Consider the following 24,038-nt stretch of genomic DNA (forward strand, 5'->3'; position numbering starts at 1 on the left):
CCGGGCGGCCGCCGCGTCCCTCGTTGCCCTGCCGGACCGAGGGGGCGGCCCGTGTCCGCCCGGTCAGCGCGGACGGCGTACATAGGCGTCCGCCTCGGGGCTGCGCGGCCCGTGGGCCAGGTTGTCGGCCGCCGAGGAGAAGGCCACCGTCCGTGCCCGGGCGTCGAGCGGCCGGTCCCCGGTGTCCACCGTCACCGGCGCACCGTCGGCGTCCGTGATCGCCACCTCGGTACGGCCGTTGCGCAGGTCGCGCAGGTACCAGGTACCCGGATCCGACGCGTTCGCGAACGCGCGGAAGAGCAGGTGCCGGCCGTTGCCGCTGAGCGCCCCGTCGGCGGTCGAGAGGGTGGGGTCGGGTGCCTCGACGATGCGCAGGGCGTCGGTGCGCAGGTCGCGGACGTACACGTTGGAACCGGCTCCGTTGGTGTCCTCGGGGCCGAGGTCGGTGGCCGTCGAGGTGAAGGACGCGTAGCGGCCGTCGCCGCTGACACCGGCCTGGGTCGCCCTGCCGTTGCCGCGCGTGCCTTCGGGCGTCGTGTGCAGCGACCGGCGGGTGCCGGTCTGCGGGTCCGCCACCATGACGTCGGAAGCCGGGTTGTCGTACGGCCAGTAGCTGCCGCACGTGAACACCAGGACGCCGCCGTCGTCGCTGAGCAGCGGGGTGTGCCCCCGATGCAGGCAGAGCGGCTGCTCCGTGAGCTCCCCGGTGCGCATGTCCCGCACGGCCACCCCCGCGCCCGGCCGGGGAACCGTCTCGCTCACCGCGAACGCGACGTACCGGCCGTCGGCACTGACGGACGCGTGCAGCGCCCAGCGCATGGATCCGCCGAGGTCGTTGCCGACGTATTTCACCTCCCCGCTGCGCAGGTCCCGCCAGTAGACCGACGGCATGTCGTGGACCTCGCCCGGTATGAGGTCCGTCGAGGCGGAGACGAAGACCGCGTACCTGCCGCTCGCACTGATCGCCCCCGCGGTCGCGCCGTGCGCGGACTGGCCTCCGGCGGCGTCGGTGCTGACACGCTGTGTGCGGTTGGTTCTCAGATCCCGTACGAAGACGTCCGGTGCGCCGTTGGTGTCGCCGGGGACCAGGTTGGACGCCGACGACGTGAAGAGCGCGTAGCGGCCGTCGGCGCTGAGCGACGGTGCCTCCGACTTCCCGTCGGCGCCCTGGGTGAGGCGGAGGCTGTGCGGGGCCTTCGGCTTCTTCCCCGGCCGTTCGTGGCGCGCGTCGTGCGGTGCCGCCTGTGCCGCCGCGGGCGACAGCAGTACCGCGACACACGCGGCCGCGGCGGCCACGGCCGCAGATCGTAGTCCGCTTCGCATGGTTCCCCTTTCGGTTCGTGGACGGACGGGCCCCGGCCGCCTCGCTCGAGGCGGCCGGGCGACACGGGAGGTACAGGCGGTGCGGTGGTGCGGCGACGCCGCGGGGATCAGCGCATCGTCCGGACGTACACGTCGCCGCCCGGGCTGGGAGCACCGGGCGCGAGACCGCCGTCGGCGGACGAGAAGACGACGGTGCGGCCGTGGGCGTCGAGCGGCCGCTCACCCGTGGTCGCGGCCGCGGGCGTCCCGTCCGGGGTGTGACCGACCGCGGTGGTGCGCCCCGTGCGCAGGTCGGTCCGGTACAGGTGGGTCGTGCCCCAGGTGGTGCCGGACGGTGTGAAGCCGAAGACGACGTACCGGCCGTCGCGGCTCATGGACGGCGCGGTGCTCCAGCCCTGCGGGGAGGGCGCGTCGAGCCGCCGGACCGCCCCCGTGCGCAGATCGGTGACGAACACGTCGTGGTTCGCGCCGTTGGGGTCCTCCCCGGGTACCAGGTCGGTCGCCCACGAGGAGAAGGCGGCGAACCGTCCGTTGCCGCTGATCGCCGGGTACCCCGAACGCGCCGTGGTGGTGGAGCCGTCCGCCGCCACGTCCAGCCGCCGGGACTCGCCGCTTCGCAGGTCCAGCAGGAAGACCCGGCTCGGCGGATGCTGGACGGGAGCGGGGACGCTCTCCCAGTAGACGAGCCGGCGGCCGTCGTCACTGAGGTGCGCCTCGCTCGCCCAGGGGGACTCCAGCACCGTCAACTCACCGGTGCGGAGGTCCCGTACGGCGGTGCGGTGGCCCGGACGGCCGGTCCGGGCCTGCCGCGCGGTGAACGAGACGTGGCGTCCGTCCGCGCTGACGGAGGCACCCGCCAGCGTGCTGCTGTCCCCCGGGTAGAGGTCGTCGGGACCGCCGACCCAGTCGGTCGCCCCGGTCCTCAGATCGCGACGGAAGTACCCGTACTGTTCCTGGTTCTCTCCCTGGACGAGGCCGCGAGACCGGAAGACGACGTACCGGCCGGTGGCGCTGATCACCGGGGCACTGCCGCCGTACGCCGCCTGGGCACCGTCCGCGGTGAGGCTGACCCGCGTGGTGCGGCGGGTTCGCAGGTCGTACAGGAAGACGTCCGGAAGGGCGTTGGTGTCGTCCGGCACCAGGTTGTCCGCGGACGAGCCGAAGACGACGTACCGGCCGTTCGCGCTGACGGAGGCGTCCCCGGAGGGGCCGTTGGCTCCGTCGGTGACACGCCGAAGGGACGGGTCCCTGGCCTCGTCCTGCCCGTTCGGTGACGCCAGAGCGCCCGTGGGTGCCAGGAGCGTCGTGGCGCACGCCGCGGCGGTCACCGCGAACAGCATGGATCTGAACTTCCCGCGCATGAATCCCCCCTGATTCATCCGTCCCCGGCCCCCACCGGGCACGTGCCTGATCCAAGCCCAACTCCCCTCCCTGGACAATCCGTTGTTTGCCGTACAACCAGGTGGGGAGATCGATCGTCCGTGCGCGCGACCGGGCGGTGCCGGACGGTGGGCGGGGACGCCCGCCGAGACCAGCACGACCGGGGCGGCCCCGTCGGCGCCGTCCGGTGGCGCGGACCGGCCCGCCGCTCAGGCATCGGCCGCAGCGGGCTCCTCCCGAGGCTCGACGAGCTGCTCGCGTACGTAGTTCCAGATGACCGCGATGATCGCGGCGACGGGTACGGCGAGCAGACTGCCCACGATTCCGGCCAGGCTGCCGCCCAGTGTCACCGCCAGCAGGATCACCGCCGCGTGCAGACCGAGTCCGCGGCTCTGGATGATGGGCTGGAACACGTTGCCCTCCAGCTGCTGCACCACGACGATGATCGCCAGCACGATCAGCGCGTCCGTCAGGCCGTTCGACACCAGGGCGATGAGTACCGCGACGAAGCCCGCGAACAGGGCACCCACGATGGGCACGAAAGCGGAGACGAACGTCAGCACCGCGAGAGGCAGTACGAGGGGCACGTCCAGGATCCACAGTCCGAGACCGATGAAGACGGCGTCGAGCAGACCCACGAGTGCCTGCGAGCGGACGAAGGAGCCCAGGGTCTCCCAGCTGCGCAGGGCGACGGCCGGGACGTCGACGGCGAGCCGGCCGGGCAGCTGGCGGCCGAGCCATGGCAGGAACCGCGGCCCGTCCTTGAGGAAGAAGAACATCAGGAAGACGCCCAGCACCGCGGTGATCAGACCGTTGACCACGGTGCTCAGGCCTGTGGCCACGGTGTTGACCACGCTGCCGATGCTGTCCTGGACGCGTGCCATCGCGGAGTCGAGCGCACTGGTGATCTGGCCGTCGTCGATGTTCAGCGGCGGCCCCGCGGCCCAGTCGCGCAGCCGGTCGATGCCTTCGACCACGCCGTCGGTCAACTCGTCGGTCTGCGAGGACATCGGCACCGCGATCAGCGCCACGATGCCCGTGACGGCCAGGAGGAAGACCACGGTCACCACCGCCGCGGCCAGGGCGGGACGCCACCCGTGCCGCCGCAGGAAACGGGCGGCGGGCCAGGTCAGCGTGGTCAGGAGCAGGCCGACTGTCAGCGGCCACACGACCGACCACATGCGTCCGAGGACCCACAGGACCACCGCAAGCATGACAAGTATCAGCAACAACTCGGCAGAGGTACGCGCGGAGGTGCGGAGCGCGGCGCGGGTCCTCGCGGAACTCAATCTGGCAGACATGGGGATCACCTTATGGCGAAGCCGGTTGCCCTCCTCGCCCGACCTCTTCCGCCGCGGGCGGGGGCCGGTTCACGGCACCTCGATCCAGCCGAGTGTGCGCTCCACCGCCGCCTTCCACCCGGCGTACCCCTGTGCGCGCCGGTCCTCCGTCCACTGGGGTTCCCAGCGCCTGGACTCGTGCCAGTGAGTGCGGAGTTCTTCGGTGTCCCGCCAGAAACCCGTGGCCAGTCCCGCCGCGTAGGCCGCGCCGAGGGCGGTGGTCTCCGCGACGAGGGGACGGCTGACCGGTATGCCGAGGACATCGGCCTGGATCTGCATGCAGAGGTCGTTGGCGGTCACGCCCCCGTCGACCTTGAGCTCGTCGAGGTGGACCCCGGAGTCCTGTTCCATGGCCTCGACGACGTCGCGGCTCTGGTAGCAGATGGCCTCCAGGGCCGCCCGTGCCAGGTGCGCGTTGTCGTTGTACCGGGCGAGGCCGACGATCGCTCCCCGGGCGTCCGAACGCCAGTAGGGGGCGAACAGGCCCGAGAAGGCGGGGACGAAGTACATGCCGCCGCTGTCCTCGACGGTACGGGCGAGGTCCTCGCTCTCGGCAGCGGACTTGATGATCTTCATCTGGTCGCGCAGCCACTGCACGGCGGACCCTGTCACCGCGATGGAGCCCTCCAGCGCGTAGACCGCGGGTCCGTCGCCGAACTGGTAGGCCACGGTGGTGAGAAGGCCGTGCTGCGAGCGGACCGGTTCCGTGCCGGTGTTGAGCAGCAGGAAGTTGCCGGTGCCGTAGGTGTTCTTGGCCTCGCCGGGCGCGAAGCAGACCTGCCCGACGGTGGCCGCCTGCTGGTCGCCGAGCACCCCGCCGATGGGGATGGCGGCGCGCAGCGGCCGCGAGGTCCGGGCCACACCGTACGCCTCCGCGTGCGACGAGGCGTTGATGGCGGGGAGCATCGCCCGGGGGATGCCGAAGAAGCCCAGCAGTTCGTCGTCCCAGTCGAGCGTCTCCAGGTCCATCAGCATCGTGCGGCTCGCGTTGGTCACGTCGGTGGCGTGGATGCCGCCGTCGGGACCGCCGGTCAGGTTCCACAGGATCCAGGCGTCCGTGTTGCCGAAGAGGGCGTGCCCGCCTTCCGCCGCTTCACGGACGCCGTCGACGTTCTCCAGGATCCACTGGATTTTGCCGGCGGAGAAGTAGGTCGCCGGCGGCAGCCCGGTCCTGCGGCGGATGACGTCGCCCCGGCCCGAACGTGCGAGGTTCGCCGCGATGGTGTCGGTGCGGGTGTCCTGCCACACGATGGCGTTGTAGTAGGGGCGGCCGTTGCGCGGGTCCCAGACCACGGTGGTCTCCCGCTGGTTGGTGATGCCGATCGCCGCCAGGTCGGTCGCCGACAGCCCGCTGAAACGCAGGGCGTTCTGCATCACCGAGTTGGCGCGCTCCCAGATCTCCACCGGGTCGTGCTCCACCCACCCGGAGCGGGGGAGGATCTGGGCGTGTTCCAGCTGGTGTTTCGCCACCTCGTTGCCGTCGTGGTCGAAGATCATGAATCGGGTGCTGGTGGTTCCCTGGTCCACCGCGCCGATGAAGTCCGCCATGCTGTGCCGCCTCTCCGGCCGGTGTCAGTCCTCGGGCGCCGGTACGCGCCCCGTGGGCTCCGGTTCCGCCGCAGGCAGGAACCGGCCGATGAAAACCTCGTACAGACCCGCGCCGAGCACGCCACCGATCAGCGGGCCGACGATCGGCACCCAGAAGTAGAGGTTCCCGTACTGGTCCCGCCATGCTCCGCCGTACCCGGTGAGGAAACTGGCCAGCCGGGGGCCGAAGTCGCGGGCCGGGTTGATGGCGTATCCCGCGTTGGTGCCGAAGGCCATGCCGATCGCCACCACGACCAGGCCGATGACGAAGGGCGCCAGGTTCGCGCCCGGCGGCGAGTTCAGCATGTCCGTGAGGGCCAGGATCAGCAGCAGGAGGATGGCGGTGCCGATGACCTGGTCGCGAAAGGCCCCCCACTCGTGCACCGGGAGAGCGGTGTTCCCGTTGGCGGGGAGCGTGGAGAACACGGACTGCGTCTTGACGGTGTGGCCGGGATCGGCCTTCGCCAGCGCTTCGGTGTAGTTCCAGCGGACCAGGAGAGCCGCCACGAAGGCACCGGCTGTCTGGGCCAGCGCGTAGGGAACCACTTTGCGCCACGGAAACCCCTTGAACGCGGCGAGGGCGACGGTCACCGCCGGGTTGAGGTGGGCACCGCTCAGCCGTCCCGCCACATAGGCGCCCAGCGCGACACCGAGCCCCCACGCCCAGGAGATGCTGTCGTGGTCCCCGAGGCCGCCCTCCGGATCCGTGAGGGCCCCGCCCGCGGCCACTTGGGCCACCACGCCGCAGCCGAAGAGGATGAGGACCATCGTCCCGGCGAACTCGGCCGACAGTTCACCGACCGAGCCGGACCTCTTGAGCCGCTCAGCCATGGAAGCTCACCTTCCGCCGGTTGGACCGGCCGTCGACTGCCCGGGCCTCTCAGTCGTCAGATTAAGGTGATGAGGGACAAGTCGCACACAATGTGCGCCCGTCCGCTCGGCGCCAGCCGGTGCCGTCCAGGGCCGGGGCGATCAGGGCGAAGTCCCGGTCGGTCAGTGCAAGCGGTCTTGGGCGCGGTCATCCGCGGCTCGATGTGCTCCTCAACGACGCCGGCATCGTGGCTCCGCCACGACGCCCGAGCGCGCAGGGCTCGCGCATCCCGGCTCCACCGTCACCGACCTGCAGACGAGTGGGCCGACCGGCATGGTGAAGATGCCGTTCGGCCGCGTCCTCGTACCGTTCGCCCACTTCCCGGACCGGGGCGCGCCGCCGCAGCCGTACGCGGCGACCGACCCGAGCGCGCAGGGTGGTGAGTTCGTCGGGCCGGACGGCCCGGCGGAGCTGCGCGGCGGACCGGCACGGGTCCGGCTGTCACCCTCGGCGGCGGACGCCGGACCAGCCCGGTGACGGTGTGCCCGGCCCGGACCAGCCGGGGGCCAGGGCCGAGTGCTCGCCGGTCGGGCCGGCCCCTGATCGACACCCGCGGGGCCGGTGTCGTGGGCGCGGACATGGTCGCGGCTCGCCCCGGCCCGCGACGGTGTCCTGATCGCCGCGCCGGTCGACCAGGCCCGCGCCTGCGGCGCCGACCGCCGCGCGGGCGCCGGCCGCGACGTCCGGCACCCCGGGCCCGGCCCGCCACGTGCCGGGTTCCCACAGCCGTGTGCCTGCCGCTCGCGACCGGCCGGGCCGGCGTCCCCGGCACCGCTCGATCGGCGACCGGCTCACCACCGGCGTCTCCCGGGGACGACGACCCGGGGCCGCTGGCCTCACGGACCGATGGGCATCCGGCGCTTGTGGTCGGTCAGCCGGTAACGGGTGACGATCTTTTCGAAGGCCTGCTCCTCCACCGGCTTGCCCTCCAGGAAGTCGTCGATCTCGTCGTACGTCACTCCGAGGGCGTCCTCGTCCGCCTTGCCGGGGTCGAGGGTCTCCAGGTCGGCCGTCGGAACCTTGCGCACCAGCTCGGCGGGCGCGCCCAGCGCCTCGGCGACAGCGCGCACGCGGCGCTTGGTGAGACCGGTCAACGGGACCAGGTCGGCGGCGCCGTCACCGAACTTGGTGAAGAAGCCGGAGACCGCCTCCGCCGCGTGGTCGGTGCCGACGACCAGGCCGTCGTGCGCGCCGGCCACGGCGTACTGCGCGATCATGCGCTGCCTGGCCTTGACGTTGCCCTGCACGAAGTCCTGGTGACCGGCGTCACGGAAGGTCACGCCGGCGGCGACCAGCGCCTCGAGGGCGGCGTCGCTCGCGGGCTTGATGTCCACGGTCAGCACGTGGTCGGCCTTGATGAAGGAGAGCGCGAGCTGAGCGTCGTGCTCGTCGGCCTGGACACCGTGCGGCAGCCGCATCGCGTAGAAGGCCGCCTCGTGCCCCTCGGCCCGCGCCCGCTCGACGGCGAGCTGGCACAGCCGGCCCGCGGTGGTCGAGTCGACACCGCCGCTGATACCGAGTACGAGGGAGCGCAGACCGGTGGAGGTCAGCCGCTCGGCCAGGAAGGCCACCCGGCGTTCGATCTCCCGCTCGGCGTCGAAGGTCTCCGCGACCTCCAGTTCCCGGGCGATCTCCAGTTGCAGGGCGATGGACGCCGGCTCGCTCAATTCCGCTCCTTGTTCGATCCGCAGGGGGACTTCTCACCCACCCTACCCAGAGGCGCCCGGGGGATCCCTGGCCGACCGGTGTGTGGAGCGCTGCGTGCGGGGTGACCGTCACGGGCCACCCCGCACGGCCGCGGGTCAGCTCAGCGGCTCCACGCGGATGTTGCGGAACCGCACCTTGTTGCCGTGGTCCTGCAACCGGATCGCCCCGGCGGCCGGCGTCTCGGCCCTGCCCGACGCGGTGGGCCCGTCGAGGACGATGTCGTCGTGGACCTTCTCGCCGTTCCACACCACCGTGACCCGGGCGTCGGCGGTCTTGCGGCCGCTGTCGTCGTAGCGGGCCGCGCGGAAGACGATGTCGTACGTCTGCCACGTCTCCGGCGGCGCCGCCGCGTTGGTGTCGGGCGCCTTCTTCAGGTAGATCGCGCCGGCCTCGTCGGTGGCCGGCGAGGTGTCACCGTAGGAGTCGAGGATCTGCAGCTCGTAGCGGTCCTGGAGGAAGATGCCGCTGTTGCCGCGGTCCTGTCCGGTCACGTCCGGCGGCAGCAGCGGGACGCGGTACTCGACGTGCAGCCTGAAGTCCTGGAAGGCGTTCTTGGTGCGGATGTCACCGCAGCACACCTCCATCGACCTCTCCTCGGCCAGCGGCCATGCCACGCGCCGCCCGTCCGTGTGCTGCCACTGCTCCTGCGAGGCGGCGGTGCCGTCGAAGAGGGCGACGCGCGCGCCGTGCGGGTGCACGGTGATCAGGTCGAGGTTGACATGGCCGGTGTCGCCGGGGTCGTACCGGTAGGAGACGGTGTTGTGGCCGGCGCGCAGTCTCAGGCGTTCGGTCTGCGTGGACCAGGAGTCCCAGTCCCCGGTGGAGGCGAGTTCCGTCTGGCGCACCTTCTTCCCGTTGGCGTACAGGGAGAGGGACTTGGTGCCCTCGAACGGGTTCGGGCCGTTGGAGTAGCGCAGGCCCACGTCGTAGGTGCCCGACTTCGGGACCGTCACGTCGAACGTCGTGGCGGCCTTGCCCTCGGTGTCGTACCGGTCGACGAATCCGCTGCCGGAGTAGCCGACGTGGTCGGTGTCGACACCGGCCGTGCCCGTCAGGCGCGCCTCTTCGGCCTCGTAGAGGGTGGCGGGCGGCGGCTGCTTGCCGGGCATCTCGTTGAGCGTGTACCAGGCCTCGGTGCTCCACAGCGTCTCGCCGGTCGCCGAGGTGAAGGGGCGGGGGGAGCGCACGTGCACCACGCGCTCCGGCTGGAGGCCGTCCAGCCTCAACCGGACGGTCCGGCCGTCCTTGGAGAGCGTCGCCGAGCGTACCGCCAGCTCCTCCTCGGCGATCTTCGGGCCGCCGTAGTCGGCGGTCGGCGTGTAGTGCCACTGCTCGACATCGTAACGCGCGGCGAGCTCCGCCGCGGTCTCGTCGGAGACCGGCTGCGTGTACGTCAGGTCGAAGCCGCCCGGCACCGCCCGCATCTTCTGGATGTCGAAGGTGTTGCCGCCGTTCGGCGTCAGCTTCTGCAGACCGAACTTGAGCTTGCCCTCCTGGCCCCAGTTGCCGTCGGCGCCCAGACCACCGGCGTAGATCGCTCCGTCGGGGCCGAGGGTGATGCGGTTGACGCCTGCCTCCAGGCCCTGGGTGTAGCGGAAGACGGCGCCCTGGTACTGGCCCTTCACCTTCTCCAGGTAGGCGCGCTGCAGGCCGCCGTAGGTGACGTCGCCGATCAGCATCTGTCCGGCGAACCTGCCCTTGTTCAGGTACAGCGGGGTGGAGGGCGAGTTGCCGATCTCGTTCTGGGGCAGCCACAGCACCGGTTCGGTGACCGGGGAGTCCTCGAAGGGACCGGCGGGCTCGGTGTAGTGGTTGAAGAAGCGGTCCTGCTTGATCTGGACGAGCTTCGAGGAGGGCAGCCAACCGCCTTGGTTGTCGGTGGCGAAGAGACTGCCGCCGGGTCCCCAGCCGATGCCGTTGGGGGTGCGCAGTCCGCCCGCGACCGGGCTGATCTTGCCCGTCCTCTTGCTGATCTTGTACGTGGTTCCGCGGTTCGGCGCGGGCTGCGGAGTGGTGGTCGCGCCGCCGAGGTCGATGGCGACGGACAGGTTCACGTAGAAGTAGCCGTCGCGGTAGAGCAGGCCGAACGCGAACTCGTGGAAGTTTCCTCCGTACGGCCAGGTCGCGACCGTGCGGTACTCGTCGGTCACGTCGTCGCCGTCCCGGTCGACCAGCCGCGTCAGTTCGTGCTTCTGCGAGACGTAGAGCGAGCCGTCGACGTACTTGATGCCCACGGGTTCGCGCAGCCCGCTCGCCACCTTCTCGACGGTGACCTTGTCGCGGCTGGTCGCGCCGGTGACGTTGCCGAGCAGGTACACCTCTCCGGCAACGTTGTCGGAGCCGCCCCAGGTGCTGATCGCGAGGCGTCCGTCGGGCAGCCAGTCCATGCCGGTGACCTGCGGTTCGAACCCGTCGGGGCGCAGGTCGGTGAGGGTCAGGTCGGGGCGCACGGAGGTCAGCGGCAGGCCGTCGCCGGGGGTGTCGCCGCCGGCCTCGCACTCCTTGCGGCCCGGTGCCGTCACCCGGACGACTCCGGCGTCGGTGCTCAGGGCCTCGCGGGGTACGACGGTGAACCCGCTCTCGCCCGGCGGCATCCAGGAGAGCTGAAGCTGCTGTCCGCCACCGCGGTCGAAGTGCTCGACGCGCAGCGGATGCGGTCCCGCGCTGAGCTCGACCGTGCCGTCCTTCGGCTCCGCGCCGTGCAGCCCGTCGTGGTCGATCACCGTGGCGCCGTCGAGGCTCAGCCGTGAACCGTCGTCGCTGGTGAGCCGGAACACGTAGGTGCCGTCACGTGGCGCGACCAGGTAACCGGAGGCCTCGGAGACGAAGTTGTCGGCGATCCCGCCGAAGTCGGCGGTGGTGGACCAGTCGACCGTCGGCATGAGTTCGTCGTGGTTGGGGGTCTGGCCCGGCTTGAGGGTGCACAGCTCGTTCAGCGGTGTCTGGACGTCGAACACGCGCAGTGTGACTCCGGGCTCCTGCGGAGGGATGTCCGCGGGGGCGGCCGAGGACGCCGGGGCGGCCAGGACGCCGCCGAGGGAGACCGCCGATGTCAGCAGGAGAATGAGGTGTCTTCGGGCACGCCTGAACAGGCGTTGGCGCATTGGTCCTCCAGGGCGTGGGGACCGGACCGTGCCGGAAATCGCTCCGGTCTTGTGCGGTGGGACTGCACTTCCGCCGCCAAGGTAGGAGACTTCAGCTTGACATGTCCATACTTTGTCATGGACGTGTTCAAAGTTCTGGGATCCGCCCGCTCCTGCCGGACCGCCCCGGGTCAGCGGCCCTTGCGCACCCGGGCCGCCGCGCGTGCCTCCGCGGCCTTGCGCGCCTCGGCGGTCTTGCGGGACTCCTTCGCGGGGCGGCCCGAGCGGGCGCCGAGGCCGCGGAAGGGCGCGTTGCCACCGCCGGTCTTCGAGCCGGCCGGCGGACGTCTCGCACCGGTGAGGGTGGTCAGTGTCTGTTCGCCGGAGCGCACGGGGGTGACGGTCGGCCGGATCCCGGCGTCGGACATCATCCGGCTCACCTCGCGCCGCTGGTCGGGAGTGACCAGCGTGACCACACGTCCGGACCCGCCGGCGCGCGCCGTACGCCCGCCGCGGTGCAGGTAGTCCTTGGCGTCGGACGGCGGATCGACGTTGACGACGAGATCGAGCGCGTCGACGTGGATGCCCCGGGCCGCGACGTTGGTGGCCACCAGCACGGTGACCTTGCCCTCCACGAACTGGGCGAGGGTGTGCGTGCGCTGCGGCTGCGACTTCCCGCTGTGCAGGGCGGCCGCCCGCACGCCGCTGGCCCGCAGGTGCCGGGTGAACCGGTCGACCCCGGCCTTGGTGTCCAGGAACATCAGCACCCGGCCGTCCCGGGCGGCGATCTCCGTCGCGGTCGCGTACTTGTCGGCGGGGTGAATGGTCAGTACGTGGTGGTCCATCGTGGTGACCGAGCCCGACGCCGGGTCGACCGATGCGACGACCGGGTCGTGCAGATGGCTCTGCACCAGCTGGTCGACGTCGCGGTCGAGCGTGGCCGAGAACAGCAGCCGCTGCCCGTCGGCGGGCACCTGGTCCAGGATGCCCGTGACCTGCGGCAGGAACCCCAGGTCGCACATCTGGTCCGCCTCGTCCAGCACCGTGATCCGCACGTCGTTCAGGTGGCAGTCACGTCGCGACACCAGGTCGGCCAGCCGGCCCGGCGTCGCGACGACCACGTCGGCGCCGCTCCGCAGCTGCGCCGCCTGCCGGTTGATGGCCAGTCCGCCGACCACCGTCGCCAGTCGCACGCCGAGTGTCTGCGCGTACGGCGCCAGCGCGTCGCTCACCTGCTGTGCGAGTTCCCGCGTCGACACCAGGACCAGCGCGAGCGGCCGCTTCGGCTCGGCCCGTCGGCCGGCGGTCCTGACCAGCAGAGCGAGCCCGAAAGCCAGCGTCTTGCCGGAGCCGGTCCGCGCGCGGCCGAGGACGTCACGGCCGGCCAGCGCGTCGGGCAGGGTCGCCGCCTGGATGGGGAAGGGTTCCGTCACCCCGAGGCCGGTCATCGTCTTCAGCAGCGCGGGCGGCAGTCCGAGCGCCTCGAAGGTCGCGGCCGGCGGCCGGTCCGCCGGCGTCGGAGTTCGCTGGGATGTGCCGGTCCGGGAGATACCGGGGGGCGGCGACGGCTGCGCGTTCATGGGGAACCTTCCTGGTCAGGCGCCCGGAACGTGCCCGGGTCCGTACCCATCGGTACGGACCCGGGCGCCTCGAAGCGTGACCCCAGTTTACCAGCGGGTACCGGAGGTCCGGCTGGTCCGCCAAGACCTCACGCGAGGCACTCCCGCGCGTCGACCGCAGAGGCGCAGAGGTACGGACGCACGCACGTACAGACGCACGGACGCACACACGTGCAGACGGACGGTCCCGGCCTGCGTGGCGGCGCGTGCGGATCCGGTCAGCTCCCGCCCCGGCGGGCCGCCGCGCGGATCGCGCGTTCGGCCTCGGCGAGGCCGGCGACCGGGGCCGGGTCCGCGAGCCCCGGCACACACACCACCTGGCCGGTGTCCAGAGCGGCCAGTGAGGCCTCTACCACTTGGTCCACGGGCATTCCGCCCTCCTCGTGCACGGACTGCTCCCGGCCCGGTACCGGCTCGTCACCGCGCGACCGGTGGAACTCCGTGGCGGTCAGACCGGGGCACAGCACCTGGACGCGCAACCGGGTACCGGCAAGTTCGGCGGCGAGCGTACGCGTGAAGGTGACCACGTAACCCTTGGTGCCGCCGTACACCGCGCGCTCGGGCAGCGGATCCGGCGGCAGCGACCCCGCGAAGGCCAGTTGCGAGGCGACGTTGACCAAGGTGCCGCGCCCGCGTTCCAGCATGGCCGGCACCACTGCCCGCGCCAGCGCGGTGACGGCGAGGACGTTGACGTGGAGGACCTTCGTCATGAGGCCCGGATCCAGTCCGGCGAACGGGCCGTAGCCGTTGATCCCCGCGTTGTTGAGGAGGAACCCGACGCCGTCGTCCGCCGCGCGGCGCGCCACCCGTGCCACGTCGTCGGGTTCGGACAGGTCGGCCACGACCGTCTCCACCGTCGTGGCCGTCTCGGCGCGCAGCCGCCGCGCCAGGTCGTCGAGCCGCTGCGCCCTGCGGGCCGCGAGGATGGTGTCCCACCCCTGGGCGGCCAGTCGTGCGGCGTAGGCCGCGCCGATGCCCGAGGAGGCTCCCGTGACCAGGGCCGTGCCGGGTCGTGCGTTCATCGTGATGCCACCTCTCCTGTCGCCGGCCTGCGGTGCCGTGTGCGTTGACAGGTACCCGGACCCCGCGTGATCACCAACCGCGCACCCGACCGGCAAGGCACGGGAGCGGGCATGGAGAAAGGCCGGGCCGGGGCGATCAGGCATGAGCAGGCGCGGGCAGACACGGGCGGGGACGAGCAGGCATGGAACCACCCACATGCGGCTACACGGACACCGGCCCCGGCGTCACCGCTGCCCGGCAGTGACCGTCCGCGGACAGCCTTCACGTACCCGACCGCAGGAGTTCCGAGTGAGTCAGCCCGCACAGCAGCAGACGCCGCCCGGAGACACCGACCGGATGCGGCCCCGGCCGGACCACGGTGAGGAGAGCTACCGGGGATCGGGCCGCCTGTCGGGGAAGGCGGCATTGATCACCGGCGCCGACAGCGGCATCGGGCGGGCCGTCGCCATCGCCTTCGCCCGCGAGGGCGCCGACGTACTGGTCTCCTACCTCGACGAACACGACGACGCCCGCGAGACCGCGCGGTGGGTCGAGGAAGCCGGGCGCAAGGCGGTCCTGGTCCCCGGCGACCTCGCGGACCCGGAGCACTGCCGGGCGGTGGTGCGTAAGGCCGTGGACATGTTCGGCCGTATCGACGTACTGGTCCCCAACGCGGCCTACCAGATGACCCGCGAGTCGCTGGAGGACATCCCGGACGAGGAGTGGGACCACACGCTCGCGGTGAATCTCAGCGCACTGTTCCACCTCTCCAAGGCGGCCGTGCCGCACATGCCGCCGGGCGGCTCGATCATCGCCACCACCTCGGTCAACTCCGACTCCCCGCCGCCGCAACTCCTGCCCTACGACGTCACGAAGGCCGGGATCGCCAACTTCGCCGGCGCGGCGGCCCAGTTGCTGGCGGGGAAGGGCATCCGGGTCAACAGCGTCGCTCCGGGCCCGATCTGGACCCCGCTGATCCCCTCGACCATGCCGGCCGGGCAGGTCGAGAGCTTCGGCCGGGACGTCCCGATGGGCCGGCCGGGGCAGCCCGCCGAGGTGGCGCCGGTGTACGTCCTGCTGGCCTGTGACGAGAGCAGCTACGTCTCCGGTGCCCGGGTCGCGGTCACCGGAGGCCGGCCGATCCTGTGACGAGTCCGGAGGTGGACTGGTACCCGCTGCGGCTGACCACGCCCGTCAAGCAGCACGTCTTCGGCGGCCGGGCCATCGCCGACCGCCTCGGACGTCGAGGGCTTCCCGCCGGACGGATCGCCGAGACCTGGGAAGTCAGCGATGTCGACGGCGACGGGGCGCGGGTGCGGGAGGGGGCGCTGGCCGGCACCTCCCTGCGGGAGCTGGCCCTCGCGCACCCGCGAGGCCTCGTGGGGCGGGACTGGCGTGGCGCACGCTTTCCGCTCCTGACGAAGTTCATCGACGCGGCCGCCCCGCTGCCGGTGCACCTCCACCCGGACGACGCGGCCGCACGCGAGCGGGGCGAGCCCAACGGCAAGACCGAGGCCTGGCACGTCCTCGAGGCCGAGCCGGGCGCCACCGCGCTGGTGGGCGTACTGCCGGGTGTAGGGAGGGAGCGGTTGCGGCGGGCTCTGCTGGAGCAGGACTTCGACGCCGTACTGCGACGTCTGCCGGTGCGCGCCGGGCAGACGCTGTACGTCCCGGCCGGCACCGTGCACAGTTTCGGCCCGGGCACACTCGTCTACGAGATCGAACAGACCTCGGACCTCCAGGAACACGCCATGCCTCACCGTATGGAGGACGGGAGCGCCCTCGACGAGGAGCAGTGGCACGCCAACATCGACGCTCTGCTGAAGCAGTGGAAAGCGGATCCGCGGCCGCAGTTCGTTCCCGGTCTGCGCCTCCCGGCCCACGAAGACGCTCAGCGGGTGATCCTGTGTGCGGGCCCCTTCTTCGCCCTCGAACGGTGGCAGGTGCGGGCCGACGCCGTGCTGGAGCACTCGTACACGACCGCCCTCGTGCTCAGCAACGCGGGTGCGCCGGCCTCCTTCACCTGCGGTACGTGCACGGAGGGGCTGGGCCGGGCGGAGACGGTACTGCTGCCCGCGGCGCTCGGCCGGGTACGGCTGCACGGGCCCGCCGACGTCCTGGTCGGCCATGTGCCCGACCTGGACGCGGACATCCGCCGGCCCCTGGCCTCGGCCGGTTACGGACCGGCCGCCGTCTCGGCCCTCGGGGAGGGCCTCGGCTGAGGCCGGGGCGGCCTACTTGGATTCGACCCGTCCGAACGGGTGCGGTCCGGCCGTGAGCTCGTCACGCGCCGCCTGCCAGGCGGGGTCCCCGGGATACAGCTCGCTGCGCAGATAGGCGGATGTGAGCCGCTGGACCGCGGCCACTCGCTCGGGATTCTCGTCCGTGGTCTCGGCGACGTCGTAGCCGGCGACCCCGCCGAGCCCGTGCTCCGCGTCGAACAGGGTGAGCAGGGACTTGGGGCCGGGGGCGAGGAAGTACGGATCGGCGTGCCACTCCGCCCCGCGGACCGTCAGGTGGGCGGAGTCGTCCTTGTCGCCGGCGACCACGAGCGCGGGCGTCGTCATCCGGGAGAAGTCGGTGGTCAGGAGGAAGGAGAAGTTCTCGGCGGCGGACGCGCTGAGGGCGTCGCCGCCACGGCCGGGCGCGGCGAGCAGGACGCCCGCCTTGATCCGGGGGTCGGCCAGGTTCGCTTCCGTTCCGTCGTCCGGATCGGTGAGCCGGGCGCCCAGCAGCAGGCTCGCGGTGTGGCCGCCCATCGAGTGCCCGGCCACCGCGACCCTGCTGCGGTCCAGGCGCCCGGGAAGCTGCGGGACGGCGGCTTCCAGTACGTCGAGCTGGTCGAGGACGCGTGTCATGTCCTCGGCCCGCGATCGCCAGAACAGCGGGGCCCCAGGGGTTTCGGGGCCCAGTCGCAGCGTCCTGGAGCTCAGGTGGGTGGGCTGGACGACGACGAAGCCGTGCGCTGCCCAGTGGTGGGCGAGGGGGGAGTAGCCGTTCAGCGAGGAGAGGTGGTTCGAGTAGCCCTGCCCGTGCGAGAGGAGGATGACCGGCAGGTCGCTCCCGGTCGCGGGTGCGGATACCCGCACCGCCAGGTCCACGGCCCGCCCCGGGGCCGGCAGCACGACCGGAGCGACCGAGAGGACGCGAGCGGGCGAGCCGGCGAGGTCGGCGGTGGAAATCGGTGCACTCATGATGCGTATGTCCGTTCGACGGCGGCGTCGGCCGGTGTCTTCCGGTCGGCGGCGGGTGGGGTGCGGCGGGACGTCCGGCCTCTGTCGAACCGAAGCGGGACGTTGTCCCGTTAATATACGGAACGTTGTTCCGTTTGGTCAACGCGTGCAGGGAGCCGGGCCACTCGCTGTGATCGCGCGGCAGTGAGCGCGGGCGGCGCACGCCTTGGACCGCCCGCTCGGTGCTCTCCGTACCGACGGGGGATCAGGACCTGCCGCGCGCCGCGCGGACCCGGCGGCGGCTCCAGGCGAGCAGGGCGAACAGGACGACGCCCGAGACGATCAGGCTCACTCCGGTGCCCCATCCGGAGTACGGCAGCTGGGGAAGCGCTCCCCACACGACACCCGCGACGATGAGGAACAGTCCCACCAGGATCGAGCCCGCGATACGCCAGGGTGAGGAGACGCTCTCCTCGGCCGCACGCATCGCCTGTCGGCGAACGGGGGCGACGAACCGGTGCAGGGCCGGGACGGCGCGCGCCAGTAGCACCATCCCCGCGAACACGAGCAGCAGGCCCGGTCCGGGCAGCACCAGCAGGGCGACGCCGATCACCACCAGCACGGCGCCGAGAGCGCCGAGAGCGGCTCGCCGGATCGATTCGACACTGCGCGCCATGTCGCCCCGCCTTCCTGCGGTCGGCAAGAACTCCGCTTCCGTCGGCCTGCCCAACCTTAGGCAGGCATCGAGGTGCGGGCGATTCCACCCGGTCCGTCCGCCGGACGGTCCGGCTCGGTCGCCGGGGAGGGCACCACCGCGCCCGAGCCCGCAGCCAGGAGGGCGCCGGACCGAAAGTCACTGCTCCCTGACGTGCGGGCTTCGGCGGGCTGCGGTCAAGAATCGCGCGCAAGTCCTGCTCATCGGGGGCGTGCCGGTGCCGGCAGGGTGACGGTGGCATGCGAGGTCTCGGAGCGCCGCGGGTCCCGTCGGCCCCCCGTGCGGTCGTCGAGGGCGACCTCGTGCGCCGGATGTCTCCGGCGCACGAGCTGTACGAACGCCACCCCCTGGTAGTCAAAGTTGATTAGATTGTGGGCATGACTGAGAAGACCATTCCGATCCTGCCGTGCCGGACCCTCCAGCCCGTCCTCGACTTCTACACCGCTCTCGGTTTCGAGGTGACGTTCCGGCAGAAGAGCCCCAACCCGTACGCGGTCGTGGAACGCGGCGGCATCGAGCTGCAGTTCTTCGGGATGAGAACGCACGAGCCGGCCGAGTCGGTCACGTGCTACGTCCTGACCGATGACGTCGACGGCCTCCACGCCGCCTTCCGAGCGGGACTCAAGGCGGCCCACGGGAGGGTCCCCGCACGAGGGCTGCCGCGTATCGGGCCGCTCAGGGACATGTCGTACGGCGTGCGGCAGTTCCTCATGACCGATCCGGGCGGCAACTGCATCCGCGTCGGGCAGCGCACGGGCGAGGACCGGCACCACCGGCGCGCCCCCGAGGGGACTTTCGCCCGTGCCCTGCACCACGCCTGCCTCCTCGCGGACTCGAAGGAGGACCCGGCGGGCGCCGCGAAGGTCATCGACCGGGTGCTTCACCTCGAGGACGAGCGGCCCACACCCGTGCAGTTGTTCCGCCTGCTCGTGCTCCGAGCGGACGTCGCCGGGCGTCTCGGGGACGAGGAGACCACGACCACGGCGCTCGCCCGGGCCGCCGCGGTCCGTCTCACCGCCAAGGACCGGGAGTCGCTGGCCGACGAACTCGAACGCCTCGAAGAGCTGCGGAACTGAGGGCGACAAGCGGTCGGATCGACAACGGCGACGTGCCAGGCGGGCGACGGCCTGCCGACAGCCGATCGGCGGCGCAGGCCCAACGCCCTGGACCGGTGGGGAACGTGACGCCCCATCGACGTACGAGGCCTTCACTGCTAGACCTGCACCACCTGCACCACCTGCACCCGCCGTTCAAGGAGGAGCATGTGAGAGCACGTCGCGCGTCCGTCCGCACCCCCTCGGCCCTCGTCGCCGCCCTCGCCCTGACCGTCGGCCTCGCCGGTCACGCCGCGGCGGCACGCGACGCGGGGGCCCGCCCGGCCGCCACCGCGACCGGCCCCGTCACGCACGAGGAGAACGACCGCGTCCCGGAGGGCTCGGTCTGGACGCAGCACTACTTCCCGTCCTCGGACCGCTCCGGCACCCAACTGCACGCGGACGTCCTGCTGCCCGAGGGGCTGGCCAGAGGACAGAAGGTGCCGGTCATCCTGTCGGTCGGACCGTACTTCGCCCACTCCGGGCAGACCGGGCCGGAAGGCTGGACCCGCACCGGCCCCTCGGCCCGCTTCCAGGACTTCATCGAGGGCACCGACCTGTTCGACCAGGGCTACGCCTTCGTCATGGTGGACCTGCGCGGCTTCGGCGGCTCCACCGGCTGCCTCGACTGGGGCGGCCCCGGAGAACAGGCCGACGTCCGGGCCGCGGTCGACTGGGCCGCGAAGCAGCCGTGGTCCACCGGCGCGGTCGGCATGTACGGGAAGTCGTACGACGCCGTCACGGGCCTCATCGGCAACAACCTGGACCAGCGCGCGCTCAAGGCCGTCGTCGCCCAGGAACCCCTGTGGGACATGTACCAGTACATCTATTCCAACGGTGTGCCCCGGCCCAACGTGACCGGAACCGCCGACGCGTACAACTCCATCGCCACGATGCCTCCGATGGCGGACGACGATCCCCGGTACCGGGCCAACGCCCGGTACGAGGAGCGCCACCCGGAGTGCCTGACCGAGAACTCGGCCGGATACCGGATATCCGACCAGCGGGACGAGCACTGGACCTCCCGGGACCTGGCCCGCATGGCCAGGGGCAGCGACACACCGCTGTTCGTCACGCAGGGCTTCGTCGAGAACAACACCAAACCCGAGGAGATGGAGGAGTACCTCGACCACCACAAGGGCCCCGAACGCGGCTGGCTCGGCCAGTGGGACCACGTCCGCGGCGGCGACCGCACACCCGACGGACGCCTCGCGATGGGCCGCGAAGGCTGGTACGCCGAGACCCTGTCCTTCTACGACCAGTACCTCAAGGGCATCCGGCCGGCCGTGCGTTACCCGGCCTACGCCGTCGAGGACTCCACCGGCGCCTGGCGCGCCCAGCACACATGGCCCGTCACCGAGCGGTCGGTCACCCTTCGGCTCGGCGGCGGCTCGTACGTGGACGACGGCGGCGCCTCCGCCCGGGCGGCCCTGACCGCGACCGGCCGGCCGGCACCGCAGGCGCCCGCGCAGCCGGACGGCGAGTGGGACATGGAGAACGCGCCCGCGACCGAACAGCCCGCCCCCGAGGGGCTGGCCGGAGTACTGGCGGAACGCCGGCAGGCCGGTGAGGTCACCTCCAGCTTCTTCGTGTGGTCGAAGCCCCTGAAGCAGGCCGTACGCGTCACCGGCACCCCGCAGGTCACCCTGACGGCCAAGGGCGAGGGCAACGTCATGCTCAAGCTGTACGACGTCGCCCCGGACGGCACCGCCGTCATGTTCGACGAACAGGTCTCCCTGGTGGACTCGGGCCGGCTGTCCGTCGACCTGAAGGCGACCGACTGGACGCTGGCGGCAGGGCACGTCCTGGCCGTGGAGATCGGCTCCGTCCGGACCGGCTCGTGGCGCGACACACCCTCCGGCGAGACCGTCGAGGTGAAGGGCGCCAGACTCCGGCTGGCCCTGGGCGACCCGGCCGACGACGTGGCCACCCCCGGCGACCGCTCACCGTACCTGGACACGTACCTGCGCCAGTACACGGTGGCCCTGCCGGCCGGCCCCGGGACGTTCACGGTGGTCCCGGGCGGCCGCCGGTGACCGCCCTGGCGCACCGCCGGGCGGGGGCGGTACCCCGGGCGGCGGTCGGCATGACAAGCTGTGGTCCTGTTGTCCGAACCCAGGAGGTCACATGACTGCAGAGTCTTCATCGCAAGCAGGTTCGGAATCGGCCGAGGCCGAGGGCCCTGCCCTGACGCCCGACGAGGACGGCCAGTACGACCTGAAGGGCAAGTTCCGGGAGGCCCTGGAGCGCAAGCGCGGGAAGCAGGCGGAGGCCGCGGCCCTCGCCGCGCACACCGACGCGTCGAAGATCCGCAGCGCGCACGGCCCGGCCGCGAGCCAGCGATCGTTCCGGCGCAAGAGCGGGGGCTGACGGCGCCGGAGCAGCAGTGTGTGAGGGCCCGGCGCATGCCGACCGGGCCCTCACCGGTGTCCCGGTGTCACGCACCGCGCACCTGCCTGCCGAGCTTGGCGCGCGCCACCAGCTCCAGCACGATCGCGATCGCGACGGACTCCACCGCCAGCAGCGCGGCGGCCGGCCGTCCGTGTCGCCACCGCGAACAGCATGGCGACGAAGCCGCACCCCACGGCGGTGGTGCCGTCAGGGATGGCTGGTCAAGTAGCCGCCCATGGAGGTGAAGTACTCCGTCGCGGACAGTTCCTGTCCGTCCTCCGTCCGTACCCGCGTGAGGGCGAGGCCCCGGTTGCGGCCGGTGCGGGCGTCGGCGCCGGCGACGATCACCACGCCGTCGCCCTCGCGGTAGAAGACGCGGCCGGGCGTGCCGCCGTAACGGCCCTGGGACACCACGGCGGCGAGGACCTCGAGCCGCCTGCCCCGGTGGAAGGTGAAGGCGCTGGGGTAGGGCTCGGACTGGGCGCGGACCAGGCGTTCCAGGTCCTCGGCCGGCCAGGTCCAGTCGATGCGGATGTCCTCGACGGACCGCTTGTGGAAGAAGCTCGCCCGGGACCGGTCCTGCTTCGTGAACTCCGTCTGCCCGGCGGCGATGAGGCCGAGTGCGCCGGTGGTGACCGGGGCGATGAGGTCGACGGTCTTGTGGAACAGATCGGTGGCGGTGTCCGACGGTCCGACCGGCACCGCCTCCTGCCGGACGATGTCGCCGGCGTCGAGTTCGTCGTTCATCATGTGCGCGGTGACACCCACTTCGGTCTCCCCGTTGATCAGAGCCCAGATCAGCGGGGAGAAGCCGGCGTACTTCGGCAGCAGCGAGTCGTGGACGTTGAGCGTTCCGTGGCGCGGGAGGTTGAAGATGCGCGGGGGGATCCAGGTGCGCCAGTTGTTGGCCACGATGATGTCCGGGTCGGCCTGCTCGAGGCGCTCGAACAGCTCGTCGTCGGGGCGGTTGCGGATCAGTACCGGGACGCCGTGCTCTTCGGCGAGGTCGGCGACGGAGTCGCTCCAGATCTTCTCGTACGCGTGCTCGCTCTTGGGGTGCGTCACGACCAGTACCACGTCGTGTTCGGAGTCCAGGAGGGCTTGCAGGGTGCGGTGCCCCCACGTCTGGTAACCGAACATGACGACCCGCATGGGGTTCCTCCTCGAGGCAGGGGACGGCCCGGGCAAGTAAAGCAAGGCTTACCTTAGTCCACAACGGCCGCCTGCGGCACCCCAGTTGGTGGCGGTGATTGCGGGGCTGCCCTATCGACAGCCTCGGGATATTAGCTTAGGCTCACCTAAGTTTCCGGCGGTCACTCCGTCGGCATGTCCCGGTTCGGCAATCCCCCACGTTTGACAGGCGACTGTCCCGCACGATGGGAGTGACATGTCACAGGTTCTTCCTGATGACGCAACACCGGTCCACGACCTCATTGGCATCGGCTTCGGACCGTCCAATGTCGCCATGGCGATCGCGATCGGCGAGCACCACGCACGCGCGGGCGGGCAGGAGGCGATCAGCGCGCGCTTCTTCGAGCAGCAGCCGCGCTTCGGCTGGCACCGCGGCATGCTGATCGACGACGCGACCATGCAGGTGTCCTTCCTGAAAGACCTGGTGACCCTGCGGAACCCGGCCAGCGAGTTCAGCTTCCTCTGCTACCTGCAGAGCAAAGGACGGCTGATCGACTTCATCAACCACAAGAACCTCTTCCCGCTGCGGGTGGAGTTCCACGACTACTTCGAGTGGGCCGCGGCCAAGGTCGACGACATGGTCTCCTACGGTCACGAGGTCGTCGGCGTCGCACCCGTCGGGCGTGACGGAGCCGTGCACCACCTGGAGGTGACGGTCCGCTCGGGAGAGGGACTCGAGATTCACCGGGCCCGCAACCTCGTCATCGGTACGGGGCTGCGTCCCTTCCTGCCTCAGGGTGTGGAGCGCGGCGACCGTGTCTGGCACAACTCCGAACTGCTGGCGAAGGTCGACGGGCTGGAGGGCACCTCACCCGCTCGGTTCGTCGTCGTCGGCGCCGGCCAGAGCGCCGCGGAGAACGTCGCCTACCTGCACCGCCGCTTCCCCGGAGCCGAGATCTGCGCCGTCTTCAGCCGCTACGGCTACAGCCCCGCGGACGACAGCGGTTTCGCCAACCGGATCTTCGACCCCGCCGCCGTCGACGACTACTTCGCCGCGCCCGGCAGCGTGAAACGCCGGCTGATGGACTACCACGGCAACACCAACTACTCCGTGGTGGACATCGACCTGATCGACGACCTGTACCGGCAGGCCTACCGGGAGAAGGTCCTCGGTACCGAGCGGCTGCGCTTCCTCAACGTGTCCCGGCTCACGGACGTCAAGGAGATGCCGGACAAGGTCCGTGTCACCGTGACGTCCCTGGTCACCGGCGAGGAGACCCTCCTGGACGCGGACGTCGTGGTCTTCGCCACCGGTTACGGGCAGGCCGACCCCCTCGCTCTGCTCGGCGAGGTCGCGGAGCACTGCCTGCGTGACGACGAGGGCCAGGTCCGCGTGGAGCGCGACTACCGCGTCGCGACCGACCCCGGCCTGGACTGCGGCATCTACCTGCAGGGCGGCACCGAGCACACCCACGGCATCACGTCGTCCCTGCTGTCCAACACCGCCGTCAGGGTCGGGGAAATCCTGGAATCGCTCCTCGACCGGGGGCTCAAGTCCGCTTCCGACGAGGCCCGCACGGTTGCCGACGGAACCGGCACCACCGCCCGTTAGTGTACGTCCC

19 protein-coding genes are annotated in these 24,038 nt (G+C 71.5%); 7 read left to right on the forward strand and 12 right to left on the reverse strand.

All coding sequences use genetic code 11. From position 1 onward, the window contains the following. Positions 1-63 precede the first annotated feature (63 nt). From ACP4IX_RS10680 to ACP4IX_RS10700, 5 genes are all read right to left on the reverse strand, one after another. Positions 64-1,296, reverse strand: a complete 1,233-nt coding sequence (locus tag ACP4IX_RS10680; protein WP_426523495.1) for a hypothetical protein — start codon at positions 1,294-1,296, stop codon at positions 64-66. A 134-nt stretch (positions 1,297-1,430) separates the two neighbouring features. Beyond that, the gene (locus ACP4IX_RS10685; protein WP_426523494.1) at positions 1,431-2,684 is read right to left on the reverse strand and encodes a TolB family protein; all 1,254 of its coding nucleotides are present in this window, start codon (positions 2,682-2,684) and stop codon (positions 1,431-1,433) included. Positions 2,685-2,912: 228 nt separating this feature from the next. After that, positions 2,913-4,004 (reverse strand): AI-2E family transporter, encoded by a 1,092-nt coding sequence (locus ACP4IX_RS10690; RefSeq protein WP_426555356.1) that lies wholly within the window; start codon positions 4,002-4,004, stop codon positions 2,913-2,915. Between the two features lie 69 nt (positions 4,005-4,073). Continuing rightward, entirely contained in the window at positions 4,074-5,591 is a 1,518-nt protein-coding gene (gene glpK, locus ACP4IX_RS10695) for a glycerol kinase GlpK (protein ID WP_426555357.1), read from the reverse strand. A gap of 24 nt (positions 5,592-5,615) precedes the next feature. After that, a complete protein-coding gene (locus tag ACP4IX_RS10700) occupies positions 5,616-6,461 on the reverse strand; it encodes an MIP/aquaporin family protein (RefSeq protein WP_426523491.1) in 846 nt (281 codons plus the stop codon). A 313-nt stretch (positions 6,462-6,774) separates the two neighbouring features. Between ACP4IX_RS10700 and ACP4IX_RS10705 the strand changes: the two genes are divergently transcribed. After that, on the forward strand, positions 6,775-6,978 hold the full coding sequence (locus ACP4IX_RS10705; RefSeq protein ID WP_426555358.1) for a hypothetical protein: 204 nt from the start codon (positions 6,775-6,777) through the stop codon (positions 6,976-6,978). A gap of 359 nt (positions 6,979-7,337) precedes the next feature. Here ACP4IX_RS10705 and nadE read toward each other — a convergent pair whose 3' ends face one another. From nadE to ACP4IX_RS10725, 4 genes are all read right to left on the reverse strand, one after another. Further along, the gene (gene nadE, locus ACP4IX_RS10710; RefSeq protein ID WP_426523489.1) at positions 7,338-8,168 is read right to left on the reverse strand and encodes an ammonia-dependent NAD(+) synthetase; all 831 of its coding nucleotides are present in this window, start codon (positions 8,166-8,168) and stop codon (positions 7,338-7,340) included. A 135-nt stretch (positions 8,169-8,303) separates the two neighbouring features. Then, complete coding sequence (locus ACP4IX_RS10715) at positions 8,304-11,312, reverse strand: family 16 glycoside hydrolase (RefSeq protein ID WP_426555359.1); 3,009 nt, start codon at positions 11,310-11,312, stop codon at positions 8,304-8,306. Between the two features lie 170 nt (positions 11,313-11,482). After that, complete coding sequence (locus ACP4IX_RS10720; protein WP_426555360.1) at positions 11,483-12,871, reverse strand: DEAD/DEAH box helicase; 1,389 nt, start codon at positions 12,869-12,871, stop codon at positions 11,483-11,485. A gap of 257 nt (positions 12,872-13,128) precedes the next feature. Beyond that, positions 13,129-13,932: an SDR family NAD(P)-dependent oxidoreductase gene (locus tag ACP4IX_RS10725; protein WP_426555361.1), complete on the reverse strand. Its 804-nt coding sequence runs from the start codon at positions 13,930-13,932 to the stop codon at positions 13,129-13,131. A 289-nt stretch (positions 13,933-14,221) separates the two neighbouring features. Between ACP4IX_RS10725 and ACP4IX_RS10730 the strand changes: the two genes are divergently transcribed. Together ACP4IX_RS10730 and ACP4IX_RS10735 are read left to right on the forward strand one after the other, a co-directional pair. Further along, a complete protein-coding gene (locus ACP4IX_RS10730) occupies positions 14,222-15,061 on the forward strand; it encodes an SDR family oxidoreductase (RefSeq protein WP_426523485.1) in 840 nt (279 codons plus the stop codon). Continuing rightward, positions 15,058-16,134, forward strand: coding sequence for a type I phosphomannose isomerase catalytic subunit (locus ACP4IX_RS10735; RefSeq protein ID WP_426523484.1), 1,077 nt, complete (start codon positions 15,058-15,060; stop codon positions 16,132-16,134). The genes ACP4IX_RS10730 and ACP4IX_RS10735 overlap by 4 nt, the downstream gene beginning before the upstream one ends. Positions 16,135-16,146: 12 nt before the next feature. Here the strand turns inward: ACP4IX_RS10735 and ACP4IX_RS10740 are convergent, their stop codons facing one another. Together ACP4IX_RS10740 and ACP4IX_RS10745 are read right to left on the reverse strand one after the other, a co-directional pair. Continuing rightward, entirely contained in the window at positions 16,147-17,106 is a 960-nt protein-coding gene (locus ACP4IX_RS10740; protein ID WP_426523483.1) for an alpha/beta hydrolase family protein, read from the reverse strand. A 244-nt stretch (positions 17,107-17,350) separates the two neighbouring features. Further along, positions 17,351-17,761 carry a PGPGW domain-containing protein gene (locus ACP4IX_RS10745; protein ID WP_426523481.1) on the reverse strand — a complete coding sequence of 137 codons (411 nt, stop codon included), beginning with the start codon at positions 17,759-17,761 and terminating at the stop codon, positions 17,351-17,353. A 416-nt stretch (positions 17,762-18,177) separates the two neighbouring features. Between ACP4IX_RS10745 and ACP4IX_RS10750 the strand changes: the two genes are divergently transcribed. From ACP4IX_RS10750 to ACP4IX_RS10760, 3 genes are all read left to right on the forward strand, one after another. Then, positions 18,178-18,876, forward strand: coding sequence for a bleomycin resistance protein (locus ACP4IX_RS10750; protein ID WP_426555362.1), 699 nt, complete (start codon positions 18,178-18,180; stop codon positions 18,874-18,876). Between the two features lie 188 nt (positions 18,877-19,064). Next, a complete protein-coding gene (locus ACP4IX_RS10755; RefSeq protein ID WP_426555363.1) occupies positions 19,065-20,930 on the forward strand; it encodes a CocE/NonD family hydrolase in 1,866 nt (621 codons plus the stop codon). 91 nt (positions 20,931-21,021) lie between these two features. Continuing rightward, complete coding sequence (locus ACP4IX_RS10760; protein WP_426523478.1) at positions 21,022-21,264, forward strand: DUF5302 domain-containing protein; 243 nt, start codon at positions 21,022-21,024, stop codon at positions 21,262-21,264. 228 nt (positions 21,265-21,492) lie between these two features. Here the strand turns inward: ACP4IX_RS10760 and ACP4IX_RS10765 are convergent, their stop codons facing one another. Further along, on the reverse strand, positions 21,493-22,437 hold the full coding sequence (locus ACP4IX_RS10765; protein WP_426555364.1) for a methionyl-tRNA formyltransferase: 945 nt from the start codon (positions 22,435-22,437) through the stop codon (positions 21,493-21,495). 235 nt (positions 22,438-22,672) lie between these two features. Here ACP4IX_RS10765 and ACP4IX_RS10770 point away from each other — a divergent pair, with 235 nt between their 5' ends. After that, on the forward strand, positions 22,673-24,028 hold the full coding sequence (locus ACP4IX_RS10770) for a lysine N(6)-hydroxylase/L-ornithine N(5)-oxygenase family protein (protein WP_426555365.1): 1,356 nt from the start codon (positions 22,673-22,675) through the stop codon (positions 24,026-24,028). The last annotated feature ends 10 nt before the right edge of the window (positions 24,029-24,038 follow it).

The organism is Streptomyces sp. WG5 (assembly GCF_049974565.1).
Taxonomy (GTDB): domain Bacteria; phylum Actinomycetota; class Actinomycetes; order Streptomycetales; family Streptomycetaceae; genus Streptomyces.

Coding starts and splice junctions, on each gene's coding strand:
- ACP4IX_RS10705 (WP_426555358.1), top strand. CDS start 6,775: ATGGTGAAGATGCCGTTCGGCCGCGTCCTCGTACCGTTCGCCCACTTC.
- ACP4IX_RS10700 (WP_426523491.1), bottom strand. CDS start 6,461: ATGGCTGAGCGGCTCAAGAGGTCCGGCTCGGTCGGTGAACTGTCGGCC.
- ACP4IX_RS10720 (WP_426555360.1), bottom strand. CDS start 12,871: ATGAACGCGCAGCCGTCGCCGCCCCCCGGTATCTCCCGGACCGGCACA.
- ACP4IX_RS10750 (WP_426555362.1), top strand. CDS start 18,178: ATGACTGAGAAGACCATTCCGATCCTGCCGTGCCGGACCCTCCAGCCC.
- ACP4IX_RS10770 (WP_426555365.1), top strand. CDS start 22,673: ATGTCACAGGTTCTTCCTGATGACGCAACACCGGTCCACGACCTCATT.
- ACP4IX_RS10765 (WP_426555364.1), bottom strand. CDS start 22,437: ATGCGGGTCGTCATGTTCGGTTACCAGACGTGGGGGCACCGCACCCTG.
- ACP4IX_RS10740 (WP_426523483.1), bottom strand. CDS start 17,106: ATGAGTGCACCGATTTCCACCGCCGACCTCGCCGGCTCGCCCGCTCGC.
- ACP4IX_RS10745 (WP_426523481.1), bottom strand. CDS start 17,761: ATGGCGCGCAGTGTCGAATCGATCCGGCGAGCCGCTCTCGGCGCTCTC.
- ACP4IX_RS10760 (WP_426523478.1), top strand. CDS start 21,022: ATGACTGCAGAGTCTTCATCGCAAGCAGGTTCGGAATCGGCCGAGGCC.
- glpK (WP_426555357.1), bottom strand. CDS start 5,591: ATGGCGGACTTCATCGGCGCGGTGGACCAGGGAACCACCAGCACCCGA.
- ACP4IX_RS10685 (WP_426523494.1), bottom strand. CDS start 2,684: ATGCGCGGGAAGTTCAGATCCATGCTGTTCGCGGTGACCGCCGCGGCG.
- ACP4IX_RS10715 (WP_426555359.1), bottom strand. CDS start 11,312: ATGCGCCAACGCCTGTTCAGGCGTGCCCGAAGACACCTCATTCTCCTG.
- ACP4IX_RS10725 (WP_426555361.1), bottom strand. CDS start 13,932: ATGAACGCACGACCCGGCACGGCCCTGGTCACGGGAGCCTCCTCGGGC.
- ACP4IX_RS10690 (WP_426555356.1), bottom strand. CDS start 4,004: ATGTCTGCCAGATTGAGTTCCGCGAGGACCCGCGCCGCGCTCCGCACC.